This window comes from Paraflavitalea pollutisoli, assembly GCF_029360705.1.
Taxonomy (GTDB): Bacteria; Bacteroidota; Bacteroidia; order Chitinophagales; family Chitinophagaceae; genus Paraflavitalea; species Paraflavitalea pollutisoli.
In genome coordinates, this window is sequence record NZ_JARKMX010000008.1 from 661,120 (window position 1) to 685,595 (window position 24,476).

Genomic DNA, 24,476 nt, shown 5'->3' on the forward strand with positions numbered 1-24,476 from the left:
ACGAGAAGTAGGTATTCCCGGTGGAAATCGATCACCGGCCGACCGGTGCTCTTGGCTTATTGGAAGGAGTGATGCAATGCCGTTTGCCTTGCGAGTACCTGGACTTCAAAGTAGCATACATTAAGTGAATGAAAACAGCATTTATTTTACATCATTCCTATGACCTTGATGGGTACGATGAGACAAAACTCATTGGTATTTATTCAACCATGGAACAAGCCGAATTGGCCATCAACCGCCTGAAAGGTCTGAATGGGTTCAAATACCACCCGGACAAATTTGAAATTAGTGAATATGAACTGGACAAGGATCACTGGACAGATGGCTTTGCTACCATGACAGGTATTCTAATAAAAAGTGAAGACAATTCTTGGAAGACAGCTCAGGCCGAGTGTTTGCCCAATGACTGCTATCAGGTATTCGAAGTATATGAAGACACTTCTTCATGGGAGTTCAAGCACCTGGACATTGTCGAGTGTGAAGAAAGAGCCGGTATTTTGTATGCCGTTAAACTTGTACAAAGAGATAGCAATCAACGATGACAAGGATGAAATTACCGCGATCACTATGGGGTTTATTTATGCTGACTGTGGGTTTTGGTGAGCTGTAGGACTGACATTACTATTAATGATTACTTTTACGGAAGTAAACCACTAGGCGTGAACATCGATACAATCCATCGGCCGAAGTCATGGAATGAAATAGTTAGATTCAAATTGGCACCCGATACCAAAGCCTATCGAAAATTCGCGGAATGGGGACATCGAAACACTACTGGCTGGATATCGTCAAATGCCTCACACATTGCAGACATTTATGTGGGGCAACACAATTTCAGGCTGTTGTATACCCCAGGAAGTGAATGGGTGTCTGTTTCTTTTATCGATAACGAGGAGCTCCCTAAGCAATACATCAAGTCGATTAAGGATGGTGAGCTTGATTTTTTGAATAGATAGCCCGATGAGGGAATTGTTTGGGCCTGGGTTTCTTTGTTGATGTTCCCTTTTACCTGTAATAAAATAACACAAAGTGCCAAAGACAAAAGTTAATCAACGGAAAGGGCTACATCTTCATAGGGTGCATCCTATCCTATTGGGAGGCAGTCCAACTGATGGTCAAAACATAACATTTGTATCGAAAATGCAGCACGCAGAACTTGCGACCTATTGGAATAAAAAGATTATGGAGTTGAAACGACAAAGCAATGAAAGCAATGCTTGAGAAATTGGCAATGAGCTTTGATACCGTTCCTCCCGCCACAGATGCTGCTATTGCGGCTGCAGAAAGCTATTTCAACTTCTTATTCCCAGCTGATTATAAATCGTTTCTGCAGTTTACAAATGGACTTGAAGGGGAAACGGAAAGCAATTATCTTGTACTATGGAGTGCTGAAGAGCTTCTTGAGTTAAATCAGGCCTATAATGTTAGGGAGTTTGCACCCAACATCATTATTTGGGGCTCCGACGGCGCGGAAGACGCTTACGCTTTCGAGACTAGCTCCAGGGATGTTGTAAAGCTCCCATTTATTGGCATGGGTCATATACCTTATGATAAGTTATCGGACACTTTTGATGAGTTCCTGGCGTCTCAAATCAAACATAAGAATAAGGGCCTATTCCAGCCGCTTTTGGGGCGTTAATGTGATGGAAAGCTGTTTGGTGCGGATTGAGGATTACCGACAATAGGAAAAAGGGATAAGTTGTTTTTTTGTTATGTTGTTCCCTGTACATTGATGCAAAAGATCGCGATATGACAATCCGAATGAATTCGATAATGGCTAAGCTACTTGCTGACTATATCCTACTGTGAGACCACCTACGATGGCGAAGAAATCGATGTGTATGGAGGTTGCGTGATAAAGATATATACTATTCGACCGTCCTGTGAAGATAAATTTCGGGTGGATGATTTAGATGGCTACCAGTCTGATGCTGTTATGGTGTTGGAATAGCGCCGTCTCAATGTAGATTAGCTAATTTTAAAAACTTGCCATGCAAGCTGAAAAGGACCAGGTTGAAAAATTATTGTCATTCCGCCAACGAGACAAGTTCTCGGCGTCGGCCTGGGATGAGAGAGGCTTAAGCCCCTCCAACGACGCGTTGTGCCGGCAGCTGACACTACACCTTCGCACCATGAAGTTCCGAATGCTCATAGTGGCCTGTCTATTGGCCAATGCGCTGACTGCGACGGCGCAGGATTTTACCATTACCTCCGAAGTGAACAATGTTATCTATAAGGGCATGGGCAATCCTTTGGTAGTTGTTGCCAATGGTGTTGCCTGCGATAAACTTGAACTGCAGGCAAAGCAATGCTCTTTTACCCGGAAGGGTTGTTCTTTTACCATCCGGCCTGATACGGCGGCGTCTAGTGTGATTGAAATCGAAGTTTTTGATGTTTCAGGGAGCCAACGTCGAAAAATTGGGTCCCTACCTTTTCGGTGTATCAAGCGGAGCCCGCCCGTTGCGTATGTCGGCAACCGAAGGGCAGGAACTATTACAAAACAGTTGATCACGGAACTGGGCGCCGTCGTTGCCATGCTGGAGAATCCACTGGTCGAAGTTCCCTTGAAAATTACTGGTTTTCATTTTTCCCTGTATCGTTCGGGTGCAGCTACCATAGAATTGCAAAACGAAGGCGGACGGTTTGGCGCCGGGTTAACCCAATTGCTCACAACCTTAAAAGCCGGTGACCGTATCGTGCTCTCCAATATTATCGTTCAATACGTCGATACAACCAGGGAGCGTATCGCTCCGATAGAGTTTGAGATCGTTGATTGATGGCATACATCAAAAAACTGCGGTAAATTCCATGGTTAATCGTGTTTGTTAGCTAAACTACAGACTTCCTATTAAAATACACTGATGTCAGAACAAATCAAATTCACTTGTAGCTGCTGCGGGAAAGAACACGCCGAATGGCCCGCGTTGACTTTTATCGCTCCGGATTACTATGCGCAATTATCCCAGGAAGACAAAGACACCATGGCCGAAATAGATAGCGACTTTTGCGTGATTACCCACCCTGATCAAACGGATAGATTCATCAGGGTTACCTTGACACAAAAAGTCATCGACCATTGCCAGGATTTGCAATACGGCCTTTGGGTTTCCCTGAGTGAAAATAGTTTTGACGACTATTCGGCCAATTACAACAACGAAAACCATGAAACGTGCTATTTCGGTTGGCTTTGTAACCGCATTTCGGGATATGAGTTGGGCGAAGGCGGTTCGATTCCCACATCGGTGTACACCAAAACTGGTAACCAAAGGCCCGAGATCGTTCCGCACGATGACTTTGACCATCCCTTTGTACATGATTATTACAATGGCATTACCAGGGAAGAGGCTGAAAGGCGCATCCAGCACATGTTGGCAAAATCTCGACCGTCGGATGGCTCCCGGTAACCTCAATGCCTTTTAGTAGTGTTTTTGGAGAACTTAAATGAGGTAATAATATAGCAAACCTGTAATAGCCATCGCTACAAAGTAGCGGTATCATTTACGCTACAATGGGCTTTTTCCTAAAGATCACCAGTGACAATAGAAAACTAAGTAAGGTAATGATGTGTAGTCCTCCGTTGAAGGGAAAGGAGGGTTTTGGTGATTGGTTGCCCATGGTAAAAATCTCTACCGTGAGCAGGCGGCCGTCACTGGAAAAATAAGGAATCATATTCAGGATGAGCAACAGGTAAACAAATACACCAAGCCACTTCAGGCCAATTGGCCAGGGAGCTGCTTGCAACAGGAAGGCAATGACCGGAAACAAGACCGTGCCAATGACGGCAGTGAAAATGACTAGCCACAGCAGATAAGATGCCGGCTCACCGCTAATCCATTGTAAGTAGGTGGACGCTAATAAGGCGGCAATGCTAAGCCCGTAATGGGTGAGCATAAAAAACACCCTGTTCTTCATTTTCCCTGATCAGTGTTAGATGTGGTTACTGCAAGCATTTGTCTGGTGCCGTTAGTGGGTTCAGGCGGCGAAGTAAAAGGAATTGGCTGATTCGGCCAGCAAGGCTTCCCTGTTGTGCTGGATTTGGGTACAAATCTGTCGTTTACAGGCCCATGCCTACCCCATCCGGCAACAACGGCAACGCCACCGTAAAGCTGTTGGCCGTCTCATCGATCGTAAAGCTCGGCTGCTGTAGCAGTTCGTATTTCAGCCGGATATTGCGCAGGCCGATCTTACTGCTGGGTACGGCGGCTAGTTTGCGCTGCAGGTTGTTAGCCACGATCAACTGTTGATCGCGGACATCGATGCGGATCGTGAGGGGTTGTGTTTTGGACACGATATTGTGCTTTACGGCATTTTCGATCAGCAGTTGCAGGCTCAGCGAGGGCAACATCCAATGAGCAAACCGTTCATAAGGCCCTATCTCCAGCCGGATACCATCCCCATACCGTGTCTGCAACAACTGAAAATAGGATTGTACGAAGCGTAGCTCGCTTTCCACCGTACTCAGCCCCTCCTCATTGTTCTTCAGCAGATACCGGTATACCTTGCTCAGCTCGTTGAGGAAGCGGTCGGCCCGTGGCTTGTCCTCGTGGATCAGTGAGGACAGCGTATTGAAGCAATTGAACAGAAAATGCGGGTTCACCTGGTTCTTCAGCGTATCCAGTTCTTCCCGAAAGCTGGCCTGCCGCAATACTTCTTTCTCTTCTTCCGCCGCCTTGTAGCGGCCAATGGCATAGTCCGCATCGTACAGGGTTTCAAACAACACGTTGACCGATAATGCCAGCAAACATCCCCGCCAGATATCCGAAGGCCGGAAATGATACCCGCCAATATGAAATACACTGTAGATCGTGAGCACCACCAGCGTAGCCGTCGCCATCGACACCAGGCTCACCAGCAACCGGTAGCGTAAGCGTATCCAGGTTTGGTTGAGCTCCGGGAATTTCTTTTCGACTTTGGTAGAGGCGGTAATGCGGGCCAGCCACGACAAACCGCCCAACACGTACACCAATGGAAACGATATGGCCCACAGCGGCCATTCCTGCCACAACCGCTCACCGTACAGTATCTGGTTGATACCGACATCGATCACGGGCATCGACAGCAGGAAAGTGTACAATTTTAGTTTAGGTACCCGCCGGATCTTCATAGCGCCACCTCCTTCTTGTAGGCAAACAGGGGCAATACGATGGTCCTTTCCTGGTCATTCTCCTGGATATCGATGCTGGCCTGGTGCAACAAGCGGTAGCGGGTCACCAGGTTGTCGATGCCCGACTCCGTTTCCAGTTCCTCACTGCGCAGCTTAGGCTGTACATTGTGCCGGATGGTCAGGGTATTGTTACTGGTCGTGATAGCAATGCACAAAGGTTGTTGGGGGCTTAGGCTGTTCTGGGTGAAAGCATTGTCGACGATCGTTTGCAGCGTGAGTGGTGGCAACCACCATGTTTCCTTATCACGCCGTGCGTCGACGGTAATCTGCAAGCCGTGGCCATACCTGGTTTTGAGTAGGTAATAGTACGACTGGATAAAACGCAGCTCAGCCTCTATGGTCACCATCTCCCCTTCTTCGTTGCGCAGCATGTAGCGATATACCTTACTCATTTCATCGAGAAAAGCTTCCGCCTGCTCTTCGTTGTCATCGATGAGGCTGGAAAGAGCATTGAGGCTGTTGAACAGAAAATGCGGGTTCACCTGGTTCCTGACGGTTTGCAACCGGTTTTGCCGGCTGGCATTGCTCAATTGCTCGTGTTCCTGCATCTTCACCTTCCAGATCTCGTAGCGGTAGATGCCTTCCTGTATAAACGTGATGAAGATGACAAAGATGCCCGTACTGATACAGGCCCACACAAATTCGTTGACGTCAAAACGATACTGGTAGATGGGGATCTGCTCGTAGATACGGAACAGGCCCAGGAGAAAGACCACCGTCATGATCATGAAAAAGCCGATCATGACGAGCATGCGGCTGCTGATGCCGGTTTCCTGTTTGTACTGGTTGCGTAGCCATACACCGATCACACAACAAAGGGTAAAGCCGATGGAGAAGTCGATGGCCGCCAACGGGGTGGCCGTCAGGAATACCCGGTAGTCGGTAAAATAGAGCGTGCCCAGCATCAGGGCGTTGATGCTGATCGCAAAGGGGCCGACGGACCAGGCCAACAAGACGTAATCTTTGCCACTATATCGGGGTAGTTTCCATGCCATATTGCGCACTCGCCACACAAGGTAGGTTCAATTGGCCCGATTTCGACACCCGATTAACGGATTGGTGATTTTGCGGGATGAATTGTGGAAAGGGAACGACGAAGTGAGGTTGTTTTTTAGGGGCATGATCCGGGATGGTGCCTCCCGGTTGTTCAATGTACGGGGCATTAAAAACTAATGGTTGTTTGTTTGCTTGTGCTAACAGTTGTTCAGCGGCGACATTTATAGGTTTTTATAACCGGCATGATGGGTATAACAGTAGCAGATGAATGTATTTTTGACAACAATCGATGTTTTTTTAGGGCGCTTTTTAGGCTGGTGATCATGTGGTGAATGACCTGAAAGCCGCACCAATAAAGGCTTTTAACATTTCATATAGATGTTAGCCGTCATGAAACAGACAATTATTTGGTGTTGGCAGCGTGCATTCCTGATCTATCTTTGTGTCATCGGAGGAAATGAAGAACGAAAGACGAAAAGAGTAGCAAAAGACGTCCTCCCTTCCACTAGATTTTTACCTTTTTTCATATGGCAAGCAATCGTTAGAGGTCAGCTGTTTCTACAGTGGACCCTTTTTTTTGTCCCTACTCCAACGGCCATTTTTGCAAGATGCGCACGCCCGCGCCAGCTACTAACCGTCCATACAAACCAGCTGTAAGTCTTCACCTGTTTTAAAGCTAGTCCGTTTACACGACTACCAGCCTGTATTCCTGCATACTACATCCTTGTTGTCTATCTGTTCAGCAGCGCTTTGAGGGGCGCTACCTGTAGCGCAGCGGGTGTGGTGGATAGTTTATCGATGGTGAAGGTCCGCAGGGCGGCTTCCAGTTCGTTGGCCTGTGTGGTCTGCCCCGTTTGATGGTATGTCTTTCGCAGCAGCTGTATCTTCTCATAATCCTGTATGCCTTCTACCAGTTTTTCGAAACGTATCGAACTCAGCGGACCAGGATATACCTGGTAGGTGTCGCCGGCGGGCCAGGCGGTAAAGCGGCTATCGGTCATAGGGCGTTGGGGCCAGCTGTTGTAGGCCCAGCGCAGGTAGCCATCCATGCCGGTAGCAGCAGTGTACCACCCCATCCAAACGTGTTCATCTGGTGGTGAGAAGGTAAACCCGTTGGGGTATTTCTCCGAACAGCAGGTGTACCAGGTGCTCACCTGGCCCCTCTTTTTACGAGTAGCCAGCACCTCGGGTGGAAACTGTTGTCCGGAGGCGATGCAATAGTTGTCGATATCGGCTTCTATCTCCGAATGGTAATTGCCGGCCAGGGCAATCTTCCAGCCTGGGTCGACCGACTTCAGCAGTTTGATAACGGCTTGCATAGCGGGGAGGGGGCGTTCGTCCATGGCGATGGTCGTTTGCTGGAACCAGCCTCTGGCTTTAAGATGCCGGGTAAAGTCGGTGAGCATGGGGCGCCAGAAAGCATTGTAGGCGTCGGAACCAATTGCCTGGGTAAATACGGTATCCTTACCAAGACTTTCATCAAAATAGGTAAAGGCGATCTTCCAGGGCACCATGCTGTAGCAATTGATGTCGCCGGTGATGCCGCAGCTTCTCACAAAACTGATGTATTTATCAAACAGGCTATAGTCGAACTGCCATTGACCGTCGCGTTTTTTTGTCCATTGAATGAGGCTGGGATAGTCATCAAAGGTTTGATGGCCCCAGGGTTCGTTGACGATGCTGGCGGTGATGTTTTTTTGTCCGGCAGAAGCCAGCATGGTATAGTACTTTTTCATGGCCGCAAAATGGGCGTCGCTCCACAGGGGCAGTTGATGTACGCGAGCGATGGCGGCCGGGTGCTGCCATAGATCGAGCTGGTAGGTCCACTCACTGTGAGCAGGCAGCGTTCTGTTGACCACGTTGAGATCGATCTGCAAGGTGTGGCGTTGACCGGCTACTACGGTAATCTTTCCCTTGTAGCGGCCGGCTTTTGCCGAGGCGGGGATAGCGATGGTGACCCAGATGGGTTGCACGGATTGCGCGGGCAGGTTGGTCGTGTGCAGGTCGGTGCGGATGAGGTCGGCAACGAGTGAAGAGTCGAAGTCGGCAGGCTTGCGGTAGCCGCAGCCATTCCGGAATTCATCGGTCATGACATATTGAAAGAAACCGGTGGTAACAGCCTTGCGGGAAATGCGGCTACCGGGCTGGCTGACAAGGTCGCTGGTTTCGACGCGAATATCGGTGACGGGCGTGGTACTCCAGATGAGTAGCTGGGTATGGACCTTCTCGCCTTTCCAGCCTGCTGCGGACCATTGGTTGCTCACTTCGATGGTGGGTGGGGTATCCTGCGCGTAACGCTGGCTGCCGGACGCGAAGCTGACCTGTACGGCTGCCGGCTGGCCTTGCCACCCAGTGGAATTTTGCCTATTTGCTGCTGGCAAAGGGCTGCTCGTGGGCTGCTGCGTAGTGGCTGCTGTGGCCAGTAATAACGCGATCGGTAGTATGGCAAGGCGCTTCATGCATTCAAATGTACTGGGTTTTGGGAGGCTTTGTTGCCGGTAAATTGCGCAACCGGTTGCAGGCTTCAGGGGCGGTCATGTTTCCGTTGGTCGTTGTATTCCATTTTGCTTACATTCGTAGCGTATTGCAACGTATCGTTTCGCACAAAACCAGCCTAATCACAGTTATGAAAAAGATATTCCTGATCGCCTTACTGTTTGTTACCCTTGGAACTATGGCTCAAACCACCATCAACAACTACAAAGTGGTGCTGGTACCGTCGAAGTTTGAGTTTTTGAAGGACGCTGACCAGTATAGTATGAACAGCCTGACCAAGACCTTACTCGAACAGAAGGGGTTCACCGTATATATCGATGGTTCGGATGTGCCGGCCGATATTGCCGCAGACAAATGCCAGGCGCTGAAGGCGGATGTGACGTTGCGCAAGGGCTTTCTGGCGACCAACCTGACGTTGACGCTGAAGGACTGCCAGGGCGCGGTGTTGTACAAGAGCCGGGAGGGCAAGAGTCGTGAGAAGGAATGGGCGGTGGCTTACCAGGATGCGCTGCGGGATGCCTTCAAATCGTTTGATACAACACAATATGCTTATAACGGCAACACTCCTACCCGTGCGGTGCCAGCTGCTGCCGCTACTGTAACTCCGGTGACGACGACGCCAGCACTACCTGCTGTAACGCCGGCCGTGGCGGCGGCAGTAACCAGTGATGCCGGGACATTGTATGCGCAGGCAACGGCGACGGGTTTCCAGCTGATCGATACCAAACCTGCCAAAGTGATGACCCTGTTTAAAACATCTGCCCCCGATACTTTCCTGGGCGAGAAAGGCACCATCCATGGCATCGTGTTCAAGAAAGGCGCCGACTGGACCTTCGAATACTACCAGGATGGAACGCTGGTGGCCGAGAAGTTGGTGATTAAGTTTTAGGGGGATCTATTCCTGTAGGGGGTGTCAGTAGGCCCATAGCTGAATGGGGCCTAGTTCTAACCAGGTCTGGTTGGCTTGCCGTTGGTATAGCACTACACATCCTCCCCCAGTGTATCCCCACCGAATAAGAGCAACTGTTTTTGCGTTGTTGAAAAGCGGCCTGGAAAAGTAGGAAATCCTTCTTGCTTCGGGTGCTGTGGTATTGAATTGGGCGACGCGCTCTAAATAGTGTTGGACCTTTTGCTCGTCTATGGTGTTGAATTTTCGCAGTACATAACTTTTTTGAATCGTTTCCTGCCGATTATTGACCAGCAAATGCCTGGGCAATTCATCGTCGGTCCACTTGCTAGTATCCAGCTGGCTAACATTTTGAATGATTTCAAGAAAACTCAGGGTATCAAATGGTAAGTCGGTGTATTCGCTTAGCAAATAGGTATAGTGATTGATGTCAGTTTTGTCGAGCTGAATGGTTGTTATAGGGCTCGCATAGACGAATAGTGATTTGTTTTCCGTTAAAGCAGTGTCGAGTAGGTTTCGAATGTTGGACGATTGCGCAAAGGTGCAAGTGCTTATCAATAGCAGAGCAAACGTGGTTAATTTCATGGATGTTTTAGGGATAGATGCAGCGGTCTGTTGATTTACATACTGGCATGTATGAAATTTTTAGTTACTGGATGATGCCTGTATGTGGTCAAGTTGTTTGCCAGATAAGTTGATCATTTCGATATACCTGCACGTTGCCATAACCATCCGGCGGGTCAGGAAAAACCTGCACTGCTTTGGAGTTATCGTCTAACCGAATCGTCCATCGAAATTTGCTGGTCGGTTGCTCCGGAACAAATTTGAGGGTATCGCCAGGGTTGGCGGTGAACAATATGGCTTCTGGTTCTAGTTGTATTTCCAGTGGTTGATCGTTTTTCCAGCAGGTAAATTCAAGGGAGTGGGTCATAACAGAGGTCCATTTCTTGTAAATATAATATAAGGCCTCCCACATCGGGAGGCCTTTTAAGAGGCTATTTTTTATAGCTGCGGTTTGTCAGCGTGAAAATCGGAATATCAATCAGTACAGAGATATTTATTACATCCTTGGCAGGAACGACAGTGAAATTGGTGCTGCTGGAGTAGAATAATTTAGGCGTTCTTCTCCAGCCTGGACCAAATGCAATGGGTAGTCTTGGTATTTCAAACAACAGTTGTGCCGATGGTGCGAAAATACTTTCAAGCCTCACCTCCTGCTTAAGATCCTCGTCGTTACCGTTTTTCAACCTGTATGAGACAATGCTGCCTACATCGATAATGGCTGTAAATATGGATAAGGCTCCACCCTTCTTTTTTCCCAAACCCATGTTGAAAGAGAATCCGATCGGTGCATAGAAGCCATTGCCTTTATCTATATCCCAACCATATCCTATGTAGCCGTTTAGCGAGACGTTAAAGTGTGAGTTTTGCTTGATGGAGTAGCTGCCTGCGGGTAAGGCGGTTGCATCGAGGGCTGCTTCAACCTCTGCTGCGGACTCTGCTTTGACAACGGATGCCAGGAAATTGCCATATTTAAGGAATGATTCCAGGAACTTTTTGGTGGGCAGATTGTCGTTGGCAAAGGAGTTTTCAAATTCACTTTTTTGTATATTTAGAAGTGAGTCACTAAACCTCTGTTTTGCAGTTGAATCTAAGCTACTTGAGACACCATCTAATACTCGTTTGTGTTCATCATTAAGTTTTATACGCTCCTTTTTTTCTTGTACCAAGTCTTGTGCATGATTAAAAACCTGGTCCAGGATATTATAGGCATTCTTTACAGCGCTATTGTAATCCTTGCTGTAGATGTTTTTATACAATTCGTTACCGCTTTTTGCAATAACAATATAATGGTCATTTATCAAGTTGGGCTTTAGTGTATTCGCCATTCTAAACCCATATTCGGTAATATTGATCGCCTTGCTAATGTAGGTGTAATAGTCGTCATTGGAAAGATTGCCTTTTGCTTTCTTATCTTTATAATCTAAAATCGTTCTGTCTATGTCATTTGTCAGCAGGGCGAAGTTTTCTATCATGCTGGTCACGCTAAACACGGCGTTGTACTTTTTCGCAGAATCCATAACATTCTTTAAAGACACAGAGTCTCTGCCAATCTTGAAATCAATCCCCTTCACTTGCTCGTAAAATAGTCCCAGAAAAAGATCCCGGGTTACACTATCACTAATGAGCTTGTTAAGGTCTGTCAATGGAACCCATATACGGGTGTTGTCTTGATTTCGAATGCTATTTGAAACTATTTCCAAAAGCTTCCAGGCATTCCCAAGGTTAGGATGAATCTCGGGCCACTCATTAAGCGCAGCCAGGTGTTCTATAAGGATGGCAGGATTAATGGGCGTATTATCCGTTGACTGCGACAATTCGCTGATGATTCTGATTGATCGAATAGCAACCCTTATTTCTGGAAGGTTGACTAATAGCTTTTGATATTTAGGCAGGTCTATCAGCTGATTCAAACCTATGATTAAATTTGAAAGGTCTTTGTAGAATGCTTCCCGCAAACCTTGAATAAATTCTGCGTAGCGGAACGAGGCCACATTTCTAAAGAACTCGCAGGTGTTAGGAAATAATATTTTGCACTCGTCATTTTTTTCAAGGAAAGTCTGGAGCCGTCTAAAGAAAGCTGCATTCAATTCTTCCTTTCCCCTTTTGATCAGGAACCTGGCTATACCGTCGGCAATGTTGCTGACATTAATGCCTCCAATGTTGCCTGCTTTAATGCTAAACGAATTGCCTACCTCCTTTGCCGCCTCTGTGGTCATAGAAGCGACTTCCCCAGTGGGAAAATATTTCGCTAAGTAAGGATTGTCTAAAGCAAGAGAACTTACATCTATGCCTCCCAGATAATAACTGAGTATTTGATTTAAGGTGTCATTGTCATTAGGCATTTCAAGAGTGGTACTGTCCATAGCTTTACGTAGTACAATAGCATCGTAGTAAGCTATCCTTTTGACGTGGGTTGCATCCTGAGCCATTCCTATAGAATCAATGACCACTAACAAGATCAGCATCAATACAATCCTGTAAATTCCTTTTTTCATGTTTTTTGAATTTGTCGAGCGTATTAAATATTAGTATTGGGTGAATTACAGGACCCTGACTTCCGTTCAAGGGTGTGGAATATTTCTGTAGTAAATCCCGAATGGCTGCAGGTGTGTAGGTAAAGCCATTCTTTTTGAGCCAGGAAATAACCAGCGCACAAATGCCCGCTACAATGGCCGTGGCCTGGCTGGTCCCTTTTAATGGTGTTGGCGTGTCATTCTTTTGGTAGGATAGAATCTGCTCTCCAAAGCAGAAAATGCTAGTCTTGGAAGGGAAGATAGAAAAACTGGAAAGCTTCTTATCGGCCGAACAGGATCCTACACCGATACAAACCTCATACCGACCCGGATAGCGATCAAAGTTTTGATTTTTTGAAAGAGGATCATTGCCCATGGAGGCTACGACAATACGACCTTTTTTTACATGGTCTTCTACAAGCACTTTTAATTCATCATCATTTTTGAATAATTGCTGGCTAATAGAAATGATATCAATGTCGTATTGATCCTTGAGGTATTCCCTTAAGGCAGCTTTCATCGTACCTGCATCCTTTACCTTGCCTGATTCTGTTATTTTGCCTACTAATAATTGACACGCAGGAGCTGCTCCTACAAACTGCTCTGGGTCTCTGGCTGCAATCAATGAAGCACAATGCGTACCATGACTGAATGGGTCATTACTGGTAGTAGACGTGGAATCGGGAACAAAGTTGAGGACCGGTTCTTTGATAGCAGCAGCAATTTGTGTAATGTTTTTATTGACGCCACTGTCCAAAATCAACACCTGTGCTCTTTCTCCCATTTCGCTGTGCTGACTCCAGATATTCCTTATCCCCAGGTCTTTGAACCAGAAATCGCCTGCAAAGGCATTGGTGCCCGCTAATGGCAATGAGGACTCAAGCGCGTCTACGCCCCCACCCCAATAATAGAAGCCATCATCCGCTAAATACCAGTGAGAAAACGTATCAATTGAGACTCCTGACTCAATTTTCGTGATATTAATCACCGAACCAACTGGCAGGTATCCTTTTGCTTCTTCCTCATTAGAGGGAGAGATCCTTCTGTATAGTGGATATTTCAGTATCGCTTTCACAGGCATTAACCTTTAATGTCATTATTGTTGTTGTCCTTCACGGGGTTTCCAGCTGCTGTTGTATTGCCCTTGCTGCCATTGTCAATGGCGGAAGTATTGCTTACCTGCGGCCCCGTTCCGCGTAGTTTTACAAATTTATTCAGCAGGTCAAACCAGAAGGGTGCTCCCAGTGACACGGCTAATGCCGTAATGAGCCATCCAAAGAAAATTACGATCGGGCCACTTTGCTGATAGGGATTGGAAGGGTGGGCGTTTTTTTTCAGGCAACAGGTATAAGTTTCTGCTCTAAGCTTTACAAGGTTTGCATGGGCCGCCGTATCCATAGGTAGCTTCAGGAGGGAGTCGAGGTAATGGACTTTTACATTGCACGACGTAGAATCAATATGATCAGGAATACCCTTCAATCCCAGTATTCCCTGTACTTCAGCCGCATCTTTTAACAACTGCTGGCGTGTCGAATCCAGGTAATCTTTAGAAGCGCCCGGAAAGACCACGGAATCTGTGACCATTTCGATGGCTGTGGTGTCTCCATTGTTCTTGTATGTCTTTATCACTTTAACCTTCTTGATGCCTACCGAATCGATAATGGCACCATAGGTTTTCTCCCGGGCAATGGCCATATCGACGATCCTGGCCCTGGCATCGTCATCCTTCATCAGTATTTGAGCAATGGCAATCGTGTCCACATTGAAATTCCAGGCAAGAATAAATCCGATAATGATCAACAGGAACTGGGTTTGTCGCTTGTACCAGCCTGTCGTTCGCTCCATCATTTCTTCAAACCAATCTTCCAGTTTATGCTTGAACTGACTGGCATCCTGTTTGGAATTGGCGAACAACATTTCTAACTGCCGTTTTGTATCCGAAGGAAGCTTCAATTTGTCTTGCTCCAGAGCGTCTCGTATGAGGGTAGATTCGTTGGTGGTGCGACCATCGTATCCGGGTCCGCGTAGTAAATCAATCATTACCTGCGAGAAATTGTGCCCGTGCAGGTAGGAAGGACGTCGAAATATTCTTCCTTCACCCAGGTATTTTATAGAGGGATGGTCAAAGAATTGAGTGTAGGCAGACTTGTCTGTTTCTGAAGCTTTCGAAAAGATCCTCCTGAATGGAGCCGCCAGCCAACGGCCGAGATCGCCCAATAGATTGTCGGCATCGGCTGCTCCGTCCATCAACATGCGACGAATGGCCTTTTGGAGCAGTTTGGCCCGAAGTGCAAATATGGTGGCATACAATTCCAGGAAAATGGTGGCCAACAGACTATACAACAGGAAAATAAATATTAGTCCGATAAACACATCAAGAACAGGATTATTAAACATAACGGTAACCTTATGGTGAGCAATGACTATCAAATGTCATGACTCTTTCTTGGCCGTGGAAAGGGTAAATCACTTGACTTTGTACCGTGTTTTCACCGTTGGCCATTTCGTTTTAAAAAGCAAATATTGGGGTACTACAGGCAAAAGGGCTGCCTTTTGATTTGTTTTTGACGAGTGAGTTCGATGTGACAGGATCATCTTAGATGACTGTATTTCGGAAGAAGGAGGCGTAATCCACAGGGACTTTTAACACTAAAAACATGACCAACAAACTTCTACTGCTGACCAGTATACTATGTTTGGGCACCACCGGAAGGCTTATTGCGCAGCAACTTACAACCATACAACTAGTGAATAGCGGCGCAGACCTTGAATATTCCGGTCTGTGTGCTTACCAGGACAAAGTGTACCTATTACCGCAGTATGGCGCCAGTAGTCATATTGCTCCCGCGAAAGATTATAAAATATTTTCCCTGGATAAGACGGTGCTCCTCGGATATCTTTCCGATATGCAAAAACCAAAAGGCCAACGGAAGACTGCCCTTGTGGTCAAGCCAGTACCGCTGAAAAATATAGAAAAGTTGCCTGGTTATGTAAAAGACCATTTCAGGGGCTTCGAAGCGATCGTCATTTACCGTGATACCGTATTCATGACCATAGAAACAGCTTACGCCCAGCGCGACAAGTCGGTCGGTTTTGTTATCCGGGGAATGCTCAATAAAAAGACACATGAAATAGATATCGACCCATCAGCCATTTTAACCGTGAAGAACGTTGTGGTGGCGGATCCGGTGTTGAAAAATGTACCAAACGAGCAGGTGAAGCAGATTGGGTTTGAAGCCATCACCCTTCGGCAGGACCGATCAGGTACAAAGCTTTTTATCCTGCCGGAATTCAATACGGGATTTGGCATGCGACCTTTTGCCAGTCAGGTTAGGCCAGACTTTGGCGGTCTTGAACAGGTGCCTATCGCGCCAGTTGATTTTCGGATCACCGATATGACGCAAGACGATACCGGAAAATGGTATGCACTCAATTATTATTATCCGGGTGAAAGAGCATTGTATGTGGGCAGTCACCTCGATGAGATCAGGAGCCGAATTCCAGGTTTTGCTCCTGACTCGGTGTTTGCCCGAATCGTTCAACTTGAGCAAAAGGGCTCTTCCTGGGTATGGAAAGAGATCAAGCGAATACCCACGCGCGGCAACAACTGGGAAGGGCTTGTTAGACTCGCGAATGGGTTTTTGATCATCAGCGATGCCAATAAGAATCCCGAAAAATTGAAAACAACGCTGGCTTACATAGCCGATTAAAGTGGGCCGACCTTACACCACCCCCGCAAACCTACCCCACAGCGCATCGGCGCGGTTGAATACGGCAGGACCGGTCTCCTGGATAGAATCGCGGAAATTGGCATCGTTGCCACTGCTGCAATGGATCACTTTCTTCATCTTACCATTGGCTACTTCCGACACCAGGCCTACGTGACCGATGGCATTGCCGGCACCAAATACGACAATACAACCCGGTTCGGGCGTGTTGAGTCCTTCAAAGATGCCCGAAGAGCTCTTCACATCGGCCTCCATGGAGTCGGTGAAGATCCAGCCACCATGCTTCTGGTAGAAAGGGTGCGTCGTCTTACGCGAAACGCCCAAGACCCAGCACACGAATCCACTGCAATCACATTTGCCATTCGAGTCGGGCATGGCAGCAGTGGGCTTCATACCACCCTCTCCTAGTTTATACCGGATGCCCTGTTTGACAGCAGAACGCGCACGGGCCAGCAGGTCGGCCACGTCTTTCCCCTGCGTGATGGGCGCATTGGCAGGAACATCTTCGAGATTGGGAATCTTGATCGATTGGCCTACTTTGATACGGTCTGGGTCCGTGATCTGTGGATTGAAGGCCAGCAACAGCGACAACTTCACATCAAACTTGTCGGCGATCTTCGACAGCGTGTCGGATGGTTTTACGGTGTAGAACATATGTCAAACGTTTTATAGTGTATACGTTTTAGTATTGCTCTGCAAGGTTACCAGTATTGAAAGGGACCCACAACGGGGAAAACAACATTTCAGGGCGTTTTTACACCCTTTTGACAGTTATTGCTCGCCGCTATTGCACCCTACCGTCTCCCGGTACGACTGCGGCGAGATGCCGGTTTGGGTTTTTAAGAACCGGCTGAAGTAGTATTCGTCGTCATAGCCGGGTTCGTAGGCGATCTCTTTGACAGTCTTAGGCGTCAGGTAGAGTTCTCTTTTTGCCTCGATAATGATGCGCTCGGCGATCAGTTCCGACAGGGTTTTGTGGAAGTGGTTTTTGGTGATACGCGCCAGGATTGCTGGTTGAAGAGTGTACAGACGGATTGTGCCAACAGGTGCGAAAGGTTTTACAGGTCAGGTGTTATATCCGAGCGAGGTTTGGGTTACTATAAAGGATGCTGTTTTCAACATGCGTTAAGGATTATAAGGAGAATAGTCCAGCAACTGCCAGTCTACCTGGTGGTGGTCGATGGTGTGTATCCAGTGTAAAGGGCGAAACAACCAATACCGACCCGTACCTTTTGTGCGGAGCAAGTCTGTTTCACTATTTTGATCAAACAGCAATTGGACCGTTCCTGTAAGCTGCAGCGTTTGCCGCTGATTGAAATCGACGAACAGCAATCCCACTGCTGGATTTTCTACTATATTACCGAAGGTATTGAAAAGGCTGTTGCCGGGATAATCCGGGATCTTTAACACCTGGTGGTCGATCACCTGCACAAATCCCGGGTTGCCTCCCCGGTGCGACACATCCAGGTCGCCCTGAGCGCTGGCACTGGACACAAACAAGGTGTCGGCCTCCTGTATCCAATCGATAAAGGCCGTGGTAAGGCCCTCCCCTGTCTTTGTTATTGACTTCACTGCTTCGAAGTACTCCGGCATCGATATCACACGCCGCTGGATGTATTTGGGACAATTGGGATAGGCTTGTGCAACCTCAAGCTGTATGGAGGTGCCATCATAGTGGCCGGCCCCATTCACCCGGAGGCGCTTCCTGGTGGCTAGCTCGATAAAGAGACTACCGACCTGCGGATTATCCTGGATATTGGAAAAGAACAGGTCTGCAGGATGGCTGATGAGCTTGCGGGTATCGAACACCACCAGGCCTGGGTCTGGTACTCGAACGAAGCCAGGCTGGCCAACCAGCAGCGATGCCCAGAGTTCTCCGGCAACATTCCTGCTGCCGACAATGGCCATGGATTGCTGCTCCACGAAGCGAATTGCACCACGTGGGATCGCCGGGGCGATCAATCCTTTGAGGGAGTCGGCCAGGTGCGCTTCACCGGTTTGTTGTTGTATGGCGCGCTCGCCGGCATGGAAAACTTCATTCATGGTATAGCGATTTAGATAGCCCTGTAGGCGGCGAGTGCATTGAATACGCGCCCCAGGGATTCGTCTGACCCTTTCTTGGGGTCGGATAAAATGACAATAGCTGTTTTGCCCATTGCCTTGTTTGTTAGTACAAGGCAAAGGTGGAGAGAATGGCCCGGCTTGAAAATGGACGCAGCCTGCATTTTGATGGACAAAAAATCGGGGAGGTCCGCTGCCTCATTCCTGGTGTCCGACCAGGCAAGGCATATCACAGGAACAGTCAATCATGGTTGACAGTGGATGGTCCTGCATTTAATGATGGTCTGCAAGGGGACCAGTATTGCCCGGACCCAACAACGGGAAAACCTCCTATCTGACCGCTGTTTTTCGCCCTATAAACCCTGCCAGCGAAACAGACGCACCTGTCTGGCATGATTTTGACAATATAGTGAGCGGGGAATTGGGAAGGTATCATAACCAATTGATACTGATGTGCTGTATTTTCTGCAATTAAAGTATCAAAAACCGCATCGGATGGCTCGATCCAATTCAGACAAAATGGTCAGACAATTAGAAAAAAAACCTACAGGTATTGTTGGTTTCGACGAAATCACGGGCGGAGGCCTGCCCGCCGGCAGACCGTCGCTGATCTGCGGTGGAGCGGGCGCAGGTAAAACGCTGTTCTCCATCGAATTCATCATTCGCGGAGCCCTCCAATACAAGGAGCCGGGTGTGATCCTGACCTTCGAAGAGAAAGCCACAGACCTGGAAACCAACGTAGCCTCCCTCGGTTTCAACTTGAAAAAGCTACAAAAAGATAAGCTCGTTTGGATCGATCATATTCATGTCGACCGCTCTGAAATAGCGGAAACCGGCGAGTATGATCTAGATGGACTTTTTATACGACTCGGCTATGCCATCGACAGCATCGGCGCCAAACGGGTCATGCTCGATACCATTGAAAACCTTTTCAGCGGCTTGTCTAATGAAGGCATCCTGCGCGCGGAACTCCGTCGCCTGTTTACCTGGCTCAAAGACAAAGGCGTTACTACTATCATCACTGGCGAAAAGGGTATCAACACGCTCACCCGCCAGGGCCTGGAGGAATATGTGTCAGATTGCGTATTGCTGTTGGAGCACAGGGTTATCAACCAGATCTCCACCAGGTTGCTGCGGGTGGTGAAATACAGGGGATCTGTACACGGCACCAACGAATATCCCTTTCTTATCGACGAGCAAGGCATTTCTGTGTTGCCGGTCACCTCGCTCCGGCTCGACAATGAGGTCTCTTCGCAACGGGTATCTTCCGGTATTCCGACCCTGGATGCTATGCTGAGCGGAAGTGGCTTTTTCAGAGGTAGCTCCATATTAATCTCCGGCACGGCCGGTACCGGAAAAACCAGTATCGCAGCCTATTTTGCCGATGCTTCCTGCAAACGAAAAGAGCGCTGCCTGTACTTCGCTTTTGAAGAATCGCCCCGGCAGATCGTGCGCAACATGAAGTCGATCGGGATCGACCTGCAAAAACATGAAGACGCAGGTTTACTGAAGATACAGTCTTCGCGCCCTACCCTGCAGGGATTGGAATTGCACCTGCTGACGATCCATAAATTGGTAAAGCAGTTCAAACCCCGAACGGTGATCCTCGACCCCATCACCAACCTGGTAACGATCGGCTCCATGTCGGAGGTGAAGTCGATGCTGATCAGGCTGATCGATTTCCTGCAGGTGGAAAAGATCACGGTATTGTTTACGGCGCTGGTATATGAGAAGGACAACACGGTTCAAACCGACGAAGGGGTGTCCTCGCTGGTCGATGCCTGGATACTGGTACGGGATATCGAGGCCAACGGCGAACGCAACCGCGGTATTTACATCATGAAGTCGCGTGGAATGCAACACAGCAACCGTGTGCGCGAGTTTGTGATCACCGATACTGGCCTCGAATTGGTAGATGTATACCTGGGACCTAAGGGTATACTGGTTGGCTCTGCCCGGGAAGCGGAACAACTAAATGAGGTTACAGGTGTGGAACTTCGTACACATGCGCTCAGTTTTAAAGACCGGGTACTGGAACGCAAGAAAACGGTGTTGGAGGCCAAGATCGCCTCCTTACGGGAAGAGTTTGAGTCGATGCAGGATGACCTGAACAAAACATTCCGGGAAGAGGAACTGACGAACGCCATTATGGAAAAGAATCGCCAGCAAGCCGGCAATAAAAGTAAACCAGGAAAAAGTAACTATGGCAAAAGCTAGTAAGGTAAAAAAGGCGGCGCCGAAGGCAGTCGAAGAGAGATGGCAGTTGCGGTTGTACGTAGCTGGTAATACGCCCAAATCGGCCGCTGCATTGACCAACCTGAAAAAGTATTGTGAGCTGCACCTGGATGGCCGCTACGAGATAGAAGTGATCGACTTGCTGGTGAATCCACAGTTGGCTGCCGGCGACCAGATACTCGCCATCCCTACCCTGGTACGGAAAGTACCCATACCCATCCGAAAGATCATAGGCGACCTCTCGAACGAAGAAAAGGTATTGGTAGGACTTGATATTAAAACTGTAAAAAAGCAGCATGCATAAAAAGGGGTTAGCGGGCAATACGGACAAAGGCGGACCTGCCTTTGTATTCACCCTGTACGTGACAGGTAATACCCCTAATTCAATTCGTGCCATCAATAATATACAGGAGATCTGCGAAACCTATATAACTGGCCAGTATAAACTGGATGTGGTCGACGTGTACCAACAGCCAGCATTGGCCCAGCAAGAACAGCTCATTGCGCTGCCCCTGCTGGTTAAGAAACTTCCTTTGCCGGAACGAAAACTCATTGGCGATCTGTCGGACAAAGAAAAAGTATTGAAAATACTCAATTTGGGTTTATAGCATGCCGAAGCCACCGAAGATACAGGAAGACCTCTTGCAGGAATTGTCCGAAACGCGCCGACGACTTTCGGAGGCGGAAGACGTGATCGAAGCGATACGGAGCGGACAGGTCGATGCGCTGGTCGTTCAAAACGGTGAAGGGCATCAACTGTATACTTTACAATCGGCCGATCACAATTACCGCCTCTTTATCGAAAAGATGAATGAGGGAGCTGTTACACTCGACAAGCACGGGAATATTTTATATGCGAACGCGCAGTTTGCGGCGCTGGTTGGCCTGCCGTTGTCGGAAGTGGTCAGTAAACCATTTAATGAATTGGTGCGGTTGGAGCACCTGACATTTTTCCATACCCTCGTTGAAGCGTGCGGGAAAGGTGATTGCAAAGGCGAAATTGAACTGGTGCATGACCAACGGTCTGTACCCGTACAGTTGTCCTTAAACCAACTGGAACAAGCGGAAGGAACCTTCATCAATATCATAGTAACCGACCTTAGCCTGCAAAAGAATAACCAGAAACAACTGGAAGAAAACAACCTGCAATTGGAGCTGGTCAACAAAACGCTGGAAGCCAGTAACCACGATCTGCAACAGTTTGCCTCTGTCGCCTCGCATGATCTGCAGGAGCCGCTGCGCAAGATCCTGATGTTTGGAGACCGGATCAGGACAACCACAGCTATCGATCCCGCGGGTAAAGAATTACAATACCTGGAAAAGATGATCGGTGCTGCCAACCGGATGAAGACGCTTATTATCGACATTCTCAATTACTCGCGGTTATCGGTCAATGATGGCGTGTTCCTGCCGGTTGACCTGAATGTGTTGCTGAAAGAGCTGCTGGACGATTTTGAACTGATGGTGGAAGAAAAGCAGGCCCAGATCTTTATTGGTGCCACGGCGACGATCGAAGCCAACCGGGGGCAGATACGGCAATTGTTCCAGAATCTCGTATCCAATGCCCTGAAGTTTTCGAGCCCGGATGTGGCTCCTGTGGTAACGATCGCCGGGCAGCGCCTGGCGGAGAAAAGCTTTGATAGCGCCATCCGGGAAGATGGTCCTTACTACCTCATTAGCATCAGCGATAATGGGATTGGCTTTGACGAAAAATACATTCCAAATATATTCTCCCTGTTTGAACGATTGAATGCTAAGGAGAAATTTGAAGGAACGGGCATCGGCTTGGCGATCGCTAAAAAGATTGTGGAGAAACACCAGGGCATGATGCATGTGAGCAGCACCGTAGGAAGAGGAAGCGTATTTCAGATTCTACTACCCATTAAACACACTCAGTAATTATACATGGTACCTAAAACAATTTTGTTGGCGGAAGACGACGCAGACGATCGGGAAATGTTTGCCGACTTCCTGGCTTCCCGTGCGGATGTGGCCCTGGCCAGCCTCGCGGAGGATGGCGTTGACCTTTTGCATACGCTCAACAAAATATCGCATGCTGGTACACTGCCAGATTTTGTCATCCTCGATCAGAACATGCCCCGGCAAAATGGTTTGCAAACCCTGAAGGAGCTGAAAGAGCTGCCCGCTTATCAACATATTCCCGTCTTCATCTATTCTACCTATGCCGACAAGACCCTGGAAGCACAATGTATCCAGGCAGGCGCCCTGGGTGTGTTTACCAAGCCCTACTCCTTCGATGGCTACGATGTCATGATCGATGACATGCTGGCACAGGTGGAGGGGTGAGGTATGTCTGCCTTACGAGTTTTTCCCTATGTCAGGCTTTTCTTGCCCTGCACCGTTACCTATTGTCGTGGGTCAAATTGATCTGTTGGGTCATTGGACGGCTTTTGTTTCCGTATATTTATCCTATGAGCTTTGCCAACAAAACTGCCATCGTCACCGGAGCCGGCAAGGGAATCGGATTTGAACTGTGCCGGCAACTGGCCCTGCATGGAGCCTGGGTATTACTCAATGATATCGATACGGCACTTGCCGATGAAGCAACCAACCGGATCAACGCCGAAGTTCCGGACCGTTGTTTCGCCATGGCCGGCGATTCCAGCGATACGCATTTCATCCGGCAGATGGTCGACAGGGCCGTCTCCGAAACCGGGCGCCTCGATATCGTCATGGCCAACGCGGGTATTACCCTATTCGGCGATTTTTTCTCCTATACACCTGAAGCCTTTCACCGCGTGATGCAGGTTAATCTGGCAGGCACGTTCTTCCTCGCACAGGCTGCCGCCCATCAAATGAAACAACAAGCTACCGGTGGCTCGCTCCTGTTCATGTCTTCCGTAACCGGTCATCAGGCTCATAAGGACCTTGCCGCCTACGGCATGAGCAAAGCCGCCCTCGAAATGCTGGCCAAAAACCTCGTCATCGAACTCTCTCCTTTCCATATTACCGTCAACACCGTGGCGCCCGGCGCCACCCTCACCGAACGTACACAGGAAGACGAAGCATACCAAAAGACCTGGTCATCGATCACGCCCATGGGCCGCCCCGCCACAGTGAGTGACATCGCCGCTGCGGCATTATTTCTTGTTGGCGATCAGGCGCGGCATATCACGGGGCAAACCATTATCGTCGATGGCGGTTGGACCAGCATTAGCCCGTCACCATAATCATTTCCACCTCCGCCGCGTTTCAATCATTTTAGGGTGTTAGGCGGGGTTGGCGAGCGGATGCGGGTATGGTTAGCGGGGGCAGCCTGCCTGGTAGTAGAGGAAGTAGGCAGCGCTGATGAGGTCGGTAATGGTTTCGTAGAGCGTGATCATCTGTCTCCTACCCTTTTTCGTTTGCCGGGCCGATTTGGCGGATATGCCCCACTGAAACATATCCCAGATAGCATCCCTGATCTCGTGGGGGTGGTACATGCGGCAGGTGGTGAATACGGAGTCGATCATTGATGGCTCATTGTTCTTTTTATGCCTTGGGAGTAGTAGTGGTGTGCCGGGTATTTCGGTGATAACGCCTTTCTCTTTCGCCGCCAGGAACAGGTCTTCTATTAGTACGTCGATGTGCTCATAGCTGTAAGTAAGGTCGAGTATGTCGGTCTCTGAATAAAAGCGCTCCAGGTTCATGGCGGCAGTCTTGAAAAGATTGTACAGGTCTATTTTGAGGTCGACCACATTGTATCGAGAGAAGATGGCTTGCAGGGATTGCCAGCCATCGTAGGGATAGATGATCCGGCATTGGTAGACGCAGCCTATCTGCAGGTTGATTTTGTAGTTGTGCATAGGTTG

24 protein-coding genes are annotated in these 24,476 nt (G+C 48.4%); 12 read left to right on the plus strand and 12 right to left on the minus strand.

The features are described from left to right. Window positions 1–128 precede the first annotated feature (128 nt). From P2W70_RS16740 to P2W70_RS16755, 4 genes are all read left to right on the plus strand, one after another. Entirely contained in the window at window positions 129–542 is a 414-nt protein-coding gene (locus P2W70_RS16740; RefSeq protein WP_276482644.1) for a DUF7336 domain-containing protein, read from the plus strand. Window positions 543–1,204: 662 nt separating this feature from the next. Further along, window positions 1,205–1,639 (plus strand): SMI1/KNR4 family protein, encoded by a 435-nt coding sequence (locus tag P2W70_RS16745; RefSeq protein WP_276482645.1) that lies wholly within the window; start codon window positions 1,205–1,207, stop codon window positions 1,637–1,639. A 352-nt stretch (window positions 1,640–1,991) separates the two neighbouring features. Beyond that, complete coding sequence (locus P2W70_RS16750) at window positions 1,992–2,777, plus strand: GldM family protein (RefSeq protein WP_276482646.1); 786 nt, start codon at window positions 1,992–1,994, stop codon at window positions 2,775–2,777. Window positions 2,778–2,861: 84 nt separating this feature from the next. Then, entirely contained in the window at window positions 2,862–3,404 is a 543-nt protein-coding gene (locus P2W70_RS16755; protein WP_276482647.1) for a DUF2199 domain-containing protein, read from the plus strand. A 94-nt stretch (window positions 3,405–3,498) separates the two neighbouring features. Here P2W70_RS16755 and P2W70_RS16760 read toward each other — a convergent pair whose 3' ends face one another. The 4 genes from P2W70_RS16760 to P2W70_RS16775 all read right to left on the minus strand — a co-directional run bounded on the left by P2W70_RS16760 (window position 3,499) and on the right by P2W70_RS16775 (window position 8,619). Continuing rightward, entirely contained in the window at window positions 3,499–3,912 is a 414-nt protein-coding gene (locus P2W70_RS16760; RefSeq protein ID WP_276482648.1) for a hypothetical protein, read from the minus strand. Window positions 3,913–4,054: 142 nt separating this feature from the next. After that, the gene (locus tag P2W70_RS16765) at window positions 4,055–5,104 is read right to left on the minus strand and encodes a sensor histidine kinase (protein WP_276482649.1); all 1,050 of its coding nucleotides are present in this window, start codon (window positions 5,102–5,104) and stop codon (window positions 4,055–4,057) included. Beyond that, window positions 5,101–6,159, minus strand: a complete 1,059-nt coding sequence (locus tag P2W70_RS16770) for a sensor histidine kinase (RefSeq protein ID WP_276482650.1) — start codon at window positions 6,157–6,159, stop codon at window positions 5,101–5,103. Before P2W70_RS16770 ends, P2W70_RS16765 begins: the two co-directional genes overlap by 4 nt. Window positions 6,160–6,891: 732 nt before the next feature. Next, window positions 6,892–8,619, minus strand: coding sequence for a DUF4091 domain-containing protein (locus P2W70_RS16775; protein ID WP_276482651.1), 1,728 nt, complete (start codon window positions 8,617–8,619; stop codon window positions 6,892–6,894). A gap of 167 nt (window positions 8,620–8,786) precedes the next feature. On the opposite strand from P2W70_RS16775, the gene P2W70_RS16780 reads away from it, so the two are divergent. After that, the gene (locus P2W70_RS16780; protein WP_276482652.1) at window positions 8,787–9,545 is read left to right on the plus strand and encodes a hypothetical protein; all 759 of its coding nucleotides are present in this window, start codon (window positions 8,787–8,789) and stop codon (window positions 9,543–9,545) included. 24 nt (window positions 9,546–9,569) lie between these two features. Here the strand turns inward: P2W70_RS16780 and P2W70_RS16785 are convergent, their stop codons facing one another. The 4 genes from P2W70_RS16785 to P2W70_RS16800 form a co-directional block, all read right to left on the minus strand. After that, window positions 9,570–10,148 carry a hypothetical protein gene (locus P2W70_RS16785; protein ID WP_276482653.1) on the minus strand — a complete coding sequence of 193 codons (579 nt, stop codon included), beginning with the start codon at window positions 10,146–10,148 and terminating at the stop codon, window positions 9,570–9,572. Between the two features lie 410 nt (window positions 10,149–10,558). Then, window positions 10,559–12,622 carry a hypothetical protein gene (locus tag P2W70_RS16790; protein ID WP_276482654.1) on the minus strand — a complete coding sequence of 688 codons (2,064 nt, stop codon included), beginning with the start codon at window positions 12,620–12,622 and terminating at the stop codon, window positions 10,559–10,561. Continuing rightward, on the minus strand, window positions 12,567–13,715 hold the full coding sequence (locus P2W70_RS16795; protein WP_276482655.1) for a S8 family peptidase: 1,149 nt from the start codon (window positions 13,713–13,715) through the stop codon (window positions 12,567–12,569). The genes P2W70_RS16790 and P2W70_RS16795 overlap by 56 nt, the downstream gene beginning before the upstream one ends. Before the next feature lie 5 nt (window positions 13,716–13,720). Continuing rightward, complete coding sequence (locus P2W70_RS16800) at window positions 13,721–15,013, minus strand: hypothetical protein (protein ID WP_276482656.1); 1,293 nt, start codon at window positions 15,011–15,013, stop codon at window positions 13,721–13,723. 284 nt (window positions 15,014–15,297) lie between these two features. On the opposite strand from P2W70_RS16800, the gene P2W70_RS16805 reads away from it, so the two are divergent. Next, on the plus strand, window positions 15,298–16,350 hold the full coding sequence (locus P2W70_RS16805; RefSeq protein ID WP_276482657.1) for a hypothetical protein: 1,053 nt from the start codon (window positions 15,298–15,300) through the stop codon (window positions 16,348–16,350). 12 nt (window positions 16,351–16,362) lie between these two features. Here P2W70_RS16805 and P2W70_RS16810 read toward each other — a convergent pair whose 3' ends face one another. The 3 genes from P2W70_RS16810 to P2W70_RS16820 all read right to left on the minus strand — a co-directional run bounded on the left by P2W70_RS16810 (window position 16,363) and on the right by P2W70_RS16820 (window position 18,411). Next, window positions 16,363–17,022, minus strand: a complete 660-nt coding sequence (locus P2W70_RS16810; protein ID WP_276482658.1) for a LysM peptidoglycan-binding domain-containing protein — start codon at window positions 17,020–17,022, stop codon at window positions 16,363–16,365. 117 nt (window positions 17,023–17,139) lie between these two features. Beyond that, window positions 17,140–17,403: a helix-turn-helix domain-containing protein gene (locus P2W70_RS16815; protein ID WP_338119866.1), complete on the minus strand. Its 264-nt coding sequence runs from the start codon at window positions 17,401–17,403 to the stop codon at window positions 17,140–17,142. Between the two features lie 90 nt (window positions 17,404–17,493). Then, complete coding sequence (locus P2W70_RS16820; protein ID WP_276482659.1) at window positions 17,494–18,411, minus strand: pyridoxamine 5'-phosphate oxidase family protein; 918 nt, start codon at window positions 18,409–18,411, stop codon at window positions 17,494–17,496. A 537-nt stretch (window positions 18,412–18,948) separates the two neighbouring features. On the opposite strand from P2W70_RS16820, the gene kaiC reads away from it, so the two are divergent. The 6 genes from kaiC to P2W70_RS16850 all read left to right on the plus strand — a co-directional run bounded on the left by kaiC (window position 18,949) and on the right by P2W70_RS16850 (window position 23,855). Next, window positions 18,949–20,646 (plus strand): circadian clock protein KaiC, encoded by a 1,698-nt coding sequence (gene kaiC / locus P2W70_RS16825; protein ID WP_276482660.1) that lies wholly within the window; start codon window positions 18,949–18,951, stop codon window positions 20,644–20,646. Next, on the plus strand, window positions 20,633–20,968 hold the full coding sequence (locus P2W70_RS16830) for a circadian clock KaiB family protein (RefSeq protein WP_276482661.1): 336 nt from the start codon (window positions 20,633–20,635) through the stop codon (window positions 20,966–20,968). The genes kaiC and P2W70_RS16830 overlap by 14 nt, the downstream gene beginning before the upstream one ends. Next, window positions 20,961–21,272 (plus strand): circadian clock KaiB family protein, encoded by a 312-nt coding sequence (locus P2W70_RS16835; RefSeq protein WP_276482662.1) that lies wholly within the window; start codon window positions 20,961–20,963, stop codon window positions 21,270–21,272. Before P2W70_RS16830 ends, P2W70_RS16835 begins: the two co-directional genes overlap by 8 nt. Before the next feature lies 1 nt (window position 21,273). Next, window positions 21,274–22,563, plus strand: a complete 1,290-nt coding sequence (locus tag P2W70_RS16840) for a sensor histidine kinase (protein WP_276482663.1) — start codon at window positions 21,274–21,276, stop codon at window positions 22,561–22,563. 6 nt (window positions 22,564–22,569) lie between these two features. Continuing rightward, entirely contained in the window at window positions 22,570–22,971 is a 402-nt protein-coding gene (locus tag P2W70_RS16845; RefSeq protein ID WP_276482664.1) for a response regulator, read from the plus strand. Between the two features lie 125 nt (window positions 22,972–23,096). Continuing rightward, window positions 23,097–23,855: an SDR family NAD(P)-dependent oxidoreductase gene (locus tag P2W70_RS16850; RefSeq protein ID WP_276482665.1), complete on the plus strand. Its 759-nt coding sequence runs from the start codon at window positions 23,097–23,099 to the stop codon at window positions 23,853–23,855. Between the two features lie 72 nt (window positions 23,856–23,927). Here P2W70_RS16850 and P2W70_RS16855 read toward each other — a convergent pair whose 3' ends face one another. Further along, the gene (locus P2W70_RS16855; RefSeq protein ID WP_276482666.1) at window positions 23,928–24,470 is read right to left on the minus strand and encodes a hypothetical protein; all 543 of its coding nucleotides are present in this window, start codon (window positions 24,468–24,470) and stop codon (window positions 23,928–23,930) included. Window positions 24,471–24,476 lie beyond the last annotated feature (6 nt).

What these genes read in the sequence shown, in the direction of transcription:
- P2W70_RS16830 (WP_276482661.1), top strand. Translation starts at nt 20,633, where the DNA reads ATGGCAAAAGCTAGTAAGGTAAAAAAGGCGGCGCCGAAGGCAGTCGAA.
- P2W70_RS16745 (WP_276482645.1), top strand. Translation starts at nt 1,205, where the DNA reads ATGAAAGCAATGCTTGAGAAATTGGCAATGAGCTTTGATACCGTTCCT.
- kaiC (WP_276482660.1), top strand. Translation starts at nt 18,949, where the DNA reads ATGGTCAGACAATTAGAAAAAAAACCTACAGGTATTGTTGGTTTCGAC.
- P2W70_RS16770 (WP_276482650.1), bottom strand. Translation starts at nt 6,159, where the DNA reads ATGGCATGGAAACTACCCCGATATAGTGGCAAAGATTACGTCTTGTTG.
- P2W70_RS16765 (WP_276482649.1), bottom strand. Translation starts at nt 5,104, where the DNA reads ATGAAGATCCGGCGGGTACCTAAACTAAAATTGTACACTTTCCTGCTG.
- P2W70_RS16840 (WP_276482663.1), top strand. Translation starts at nt 21,274, where the DNA reads ATGCCGAAGCCACCGAAGATACAGGAAGACCTCTTGCAGGAATTGTCC.
- P2W70_RS16855 (WP_276482666.1), bottom strand. Translation starts at nt 24,470, where the DNA reads ATGCACAACTACAAAATCAACCTGCAGATAGGCTGCGTCTACCAATGC.
- P2W70_RS16810 (WP_276482658.1), bottom strand. Translation starts at nt 17,022, where the DNA reads ATGTTCTACACCGTAAAACCATCCGACACGCTGTCGAAGATCGCCGAC.
- P2W70_RS16790 (WP_276482654.1), bottom strand. Translation starts at nt 12,622, where the DNA reads ATGAAAAAAGGAATTTACAGGATTGTATTGATGCTGATCTTGTTAGTG.
- P2W70_RS16740 (WP_276482644.1), top strand. Translation starts at nt 129, where the DNA reads ATGAAAACAGCATTTATTTTACATCATTCCTATGACCTTGATGGGTAC.
- P2W70_RS16785 (WP_276482653.1), bottom strand. Translation starts at nt 10,148, where the DNA reads ATGAAATTAACCACGTTTGCTCTGCTATTGATAAGCACTTGCACCTTT.
- P2W70_RS16835 (WP_276482662.1), top strand. Translation starts at nt 20,961, where the DNA reads ATGCATAAAAAGGGGTTAGCGGGCAATACGGACAAAGGCGGACCTGCC.
- P2W70_RS16780 (WP_276482652.1), top strand. Translation starts at nt 8,787, where the DNA reads ATGAAAAAGATATTCCTGATCGCCTTACTGTTTGTTACCCTTGGAACT.
- P2W70_RS16750 (WP_276482646.1), top strand. Translation starts at nt 1,992, where the DNA reads ATGCAAGCTGAAAAGGACCAGGTTGAAAAATTATTGTCATTCCGCCAA.
- P2W70_RS16820 (WP_276482659.1), bottom strand. Translation starts at nt 18,411, where the DNA reads ATGAATGAAGTTTTCCATGCCGGCGAGCGCGCCATACAACAACAAACC.
- P2W70_RS16760 (WP_276482648.1), bottom strand. Translation starts at nt 3,912, where the DNA reads ATGAAGAACAGGGTGTTTTTTATGCTCACCCATTACGGGCTTAGCATT.
- P2W70_RS16805 (WP_276482657.1), top strand. Translation starts at nt 15,298, where the DNA reads ATGACCAACAAACTTCTACTGCTGACCAGTATACTATGTTTGGGCACC.
- P2W70_RS16755 (WP_276482647.1), top strand. Translation starts at nt 2,862, where the DNA reads ATGTCAGAACAAATCAAATTCACTTGTAGCTGCTGCGGGAAAGAACAC.
- P2W70_RS16850 (WP_276482665.1), top strand. Translation starts at nt 23,097, where the DNA reads ATGAGCTTTGCCAACAAAACTGCCATCGTCACCGGAGCCGGCAAGGGA.
- P2W70_RS16845 (WP_276482664.1), top strand. Translation starts at nt 22,570, where the DNA reads ATGGTACCTAAAACAATTTTGTTGGCGGAAGACGACGCAGACGATCGG.
- P2W70_RS16775 (WP_276482651.1), bottom strand. Translation starts at nt 8,619, where the DNA reads ATGAAGCGCCTTGCCATACTACCGATCGCGTTATTACTGGCCACAGCA.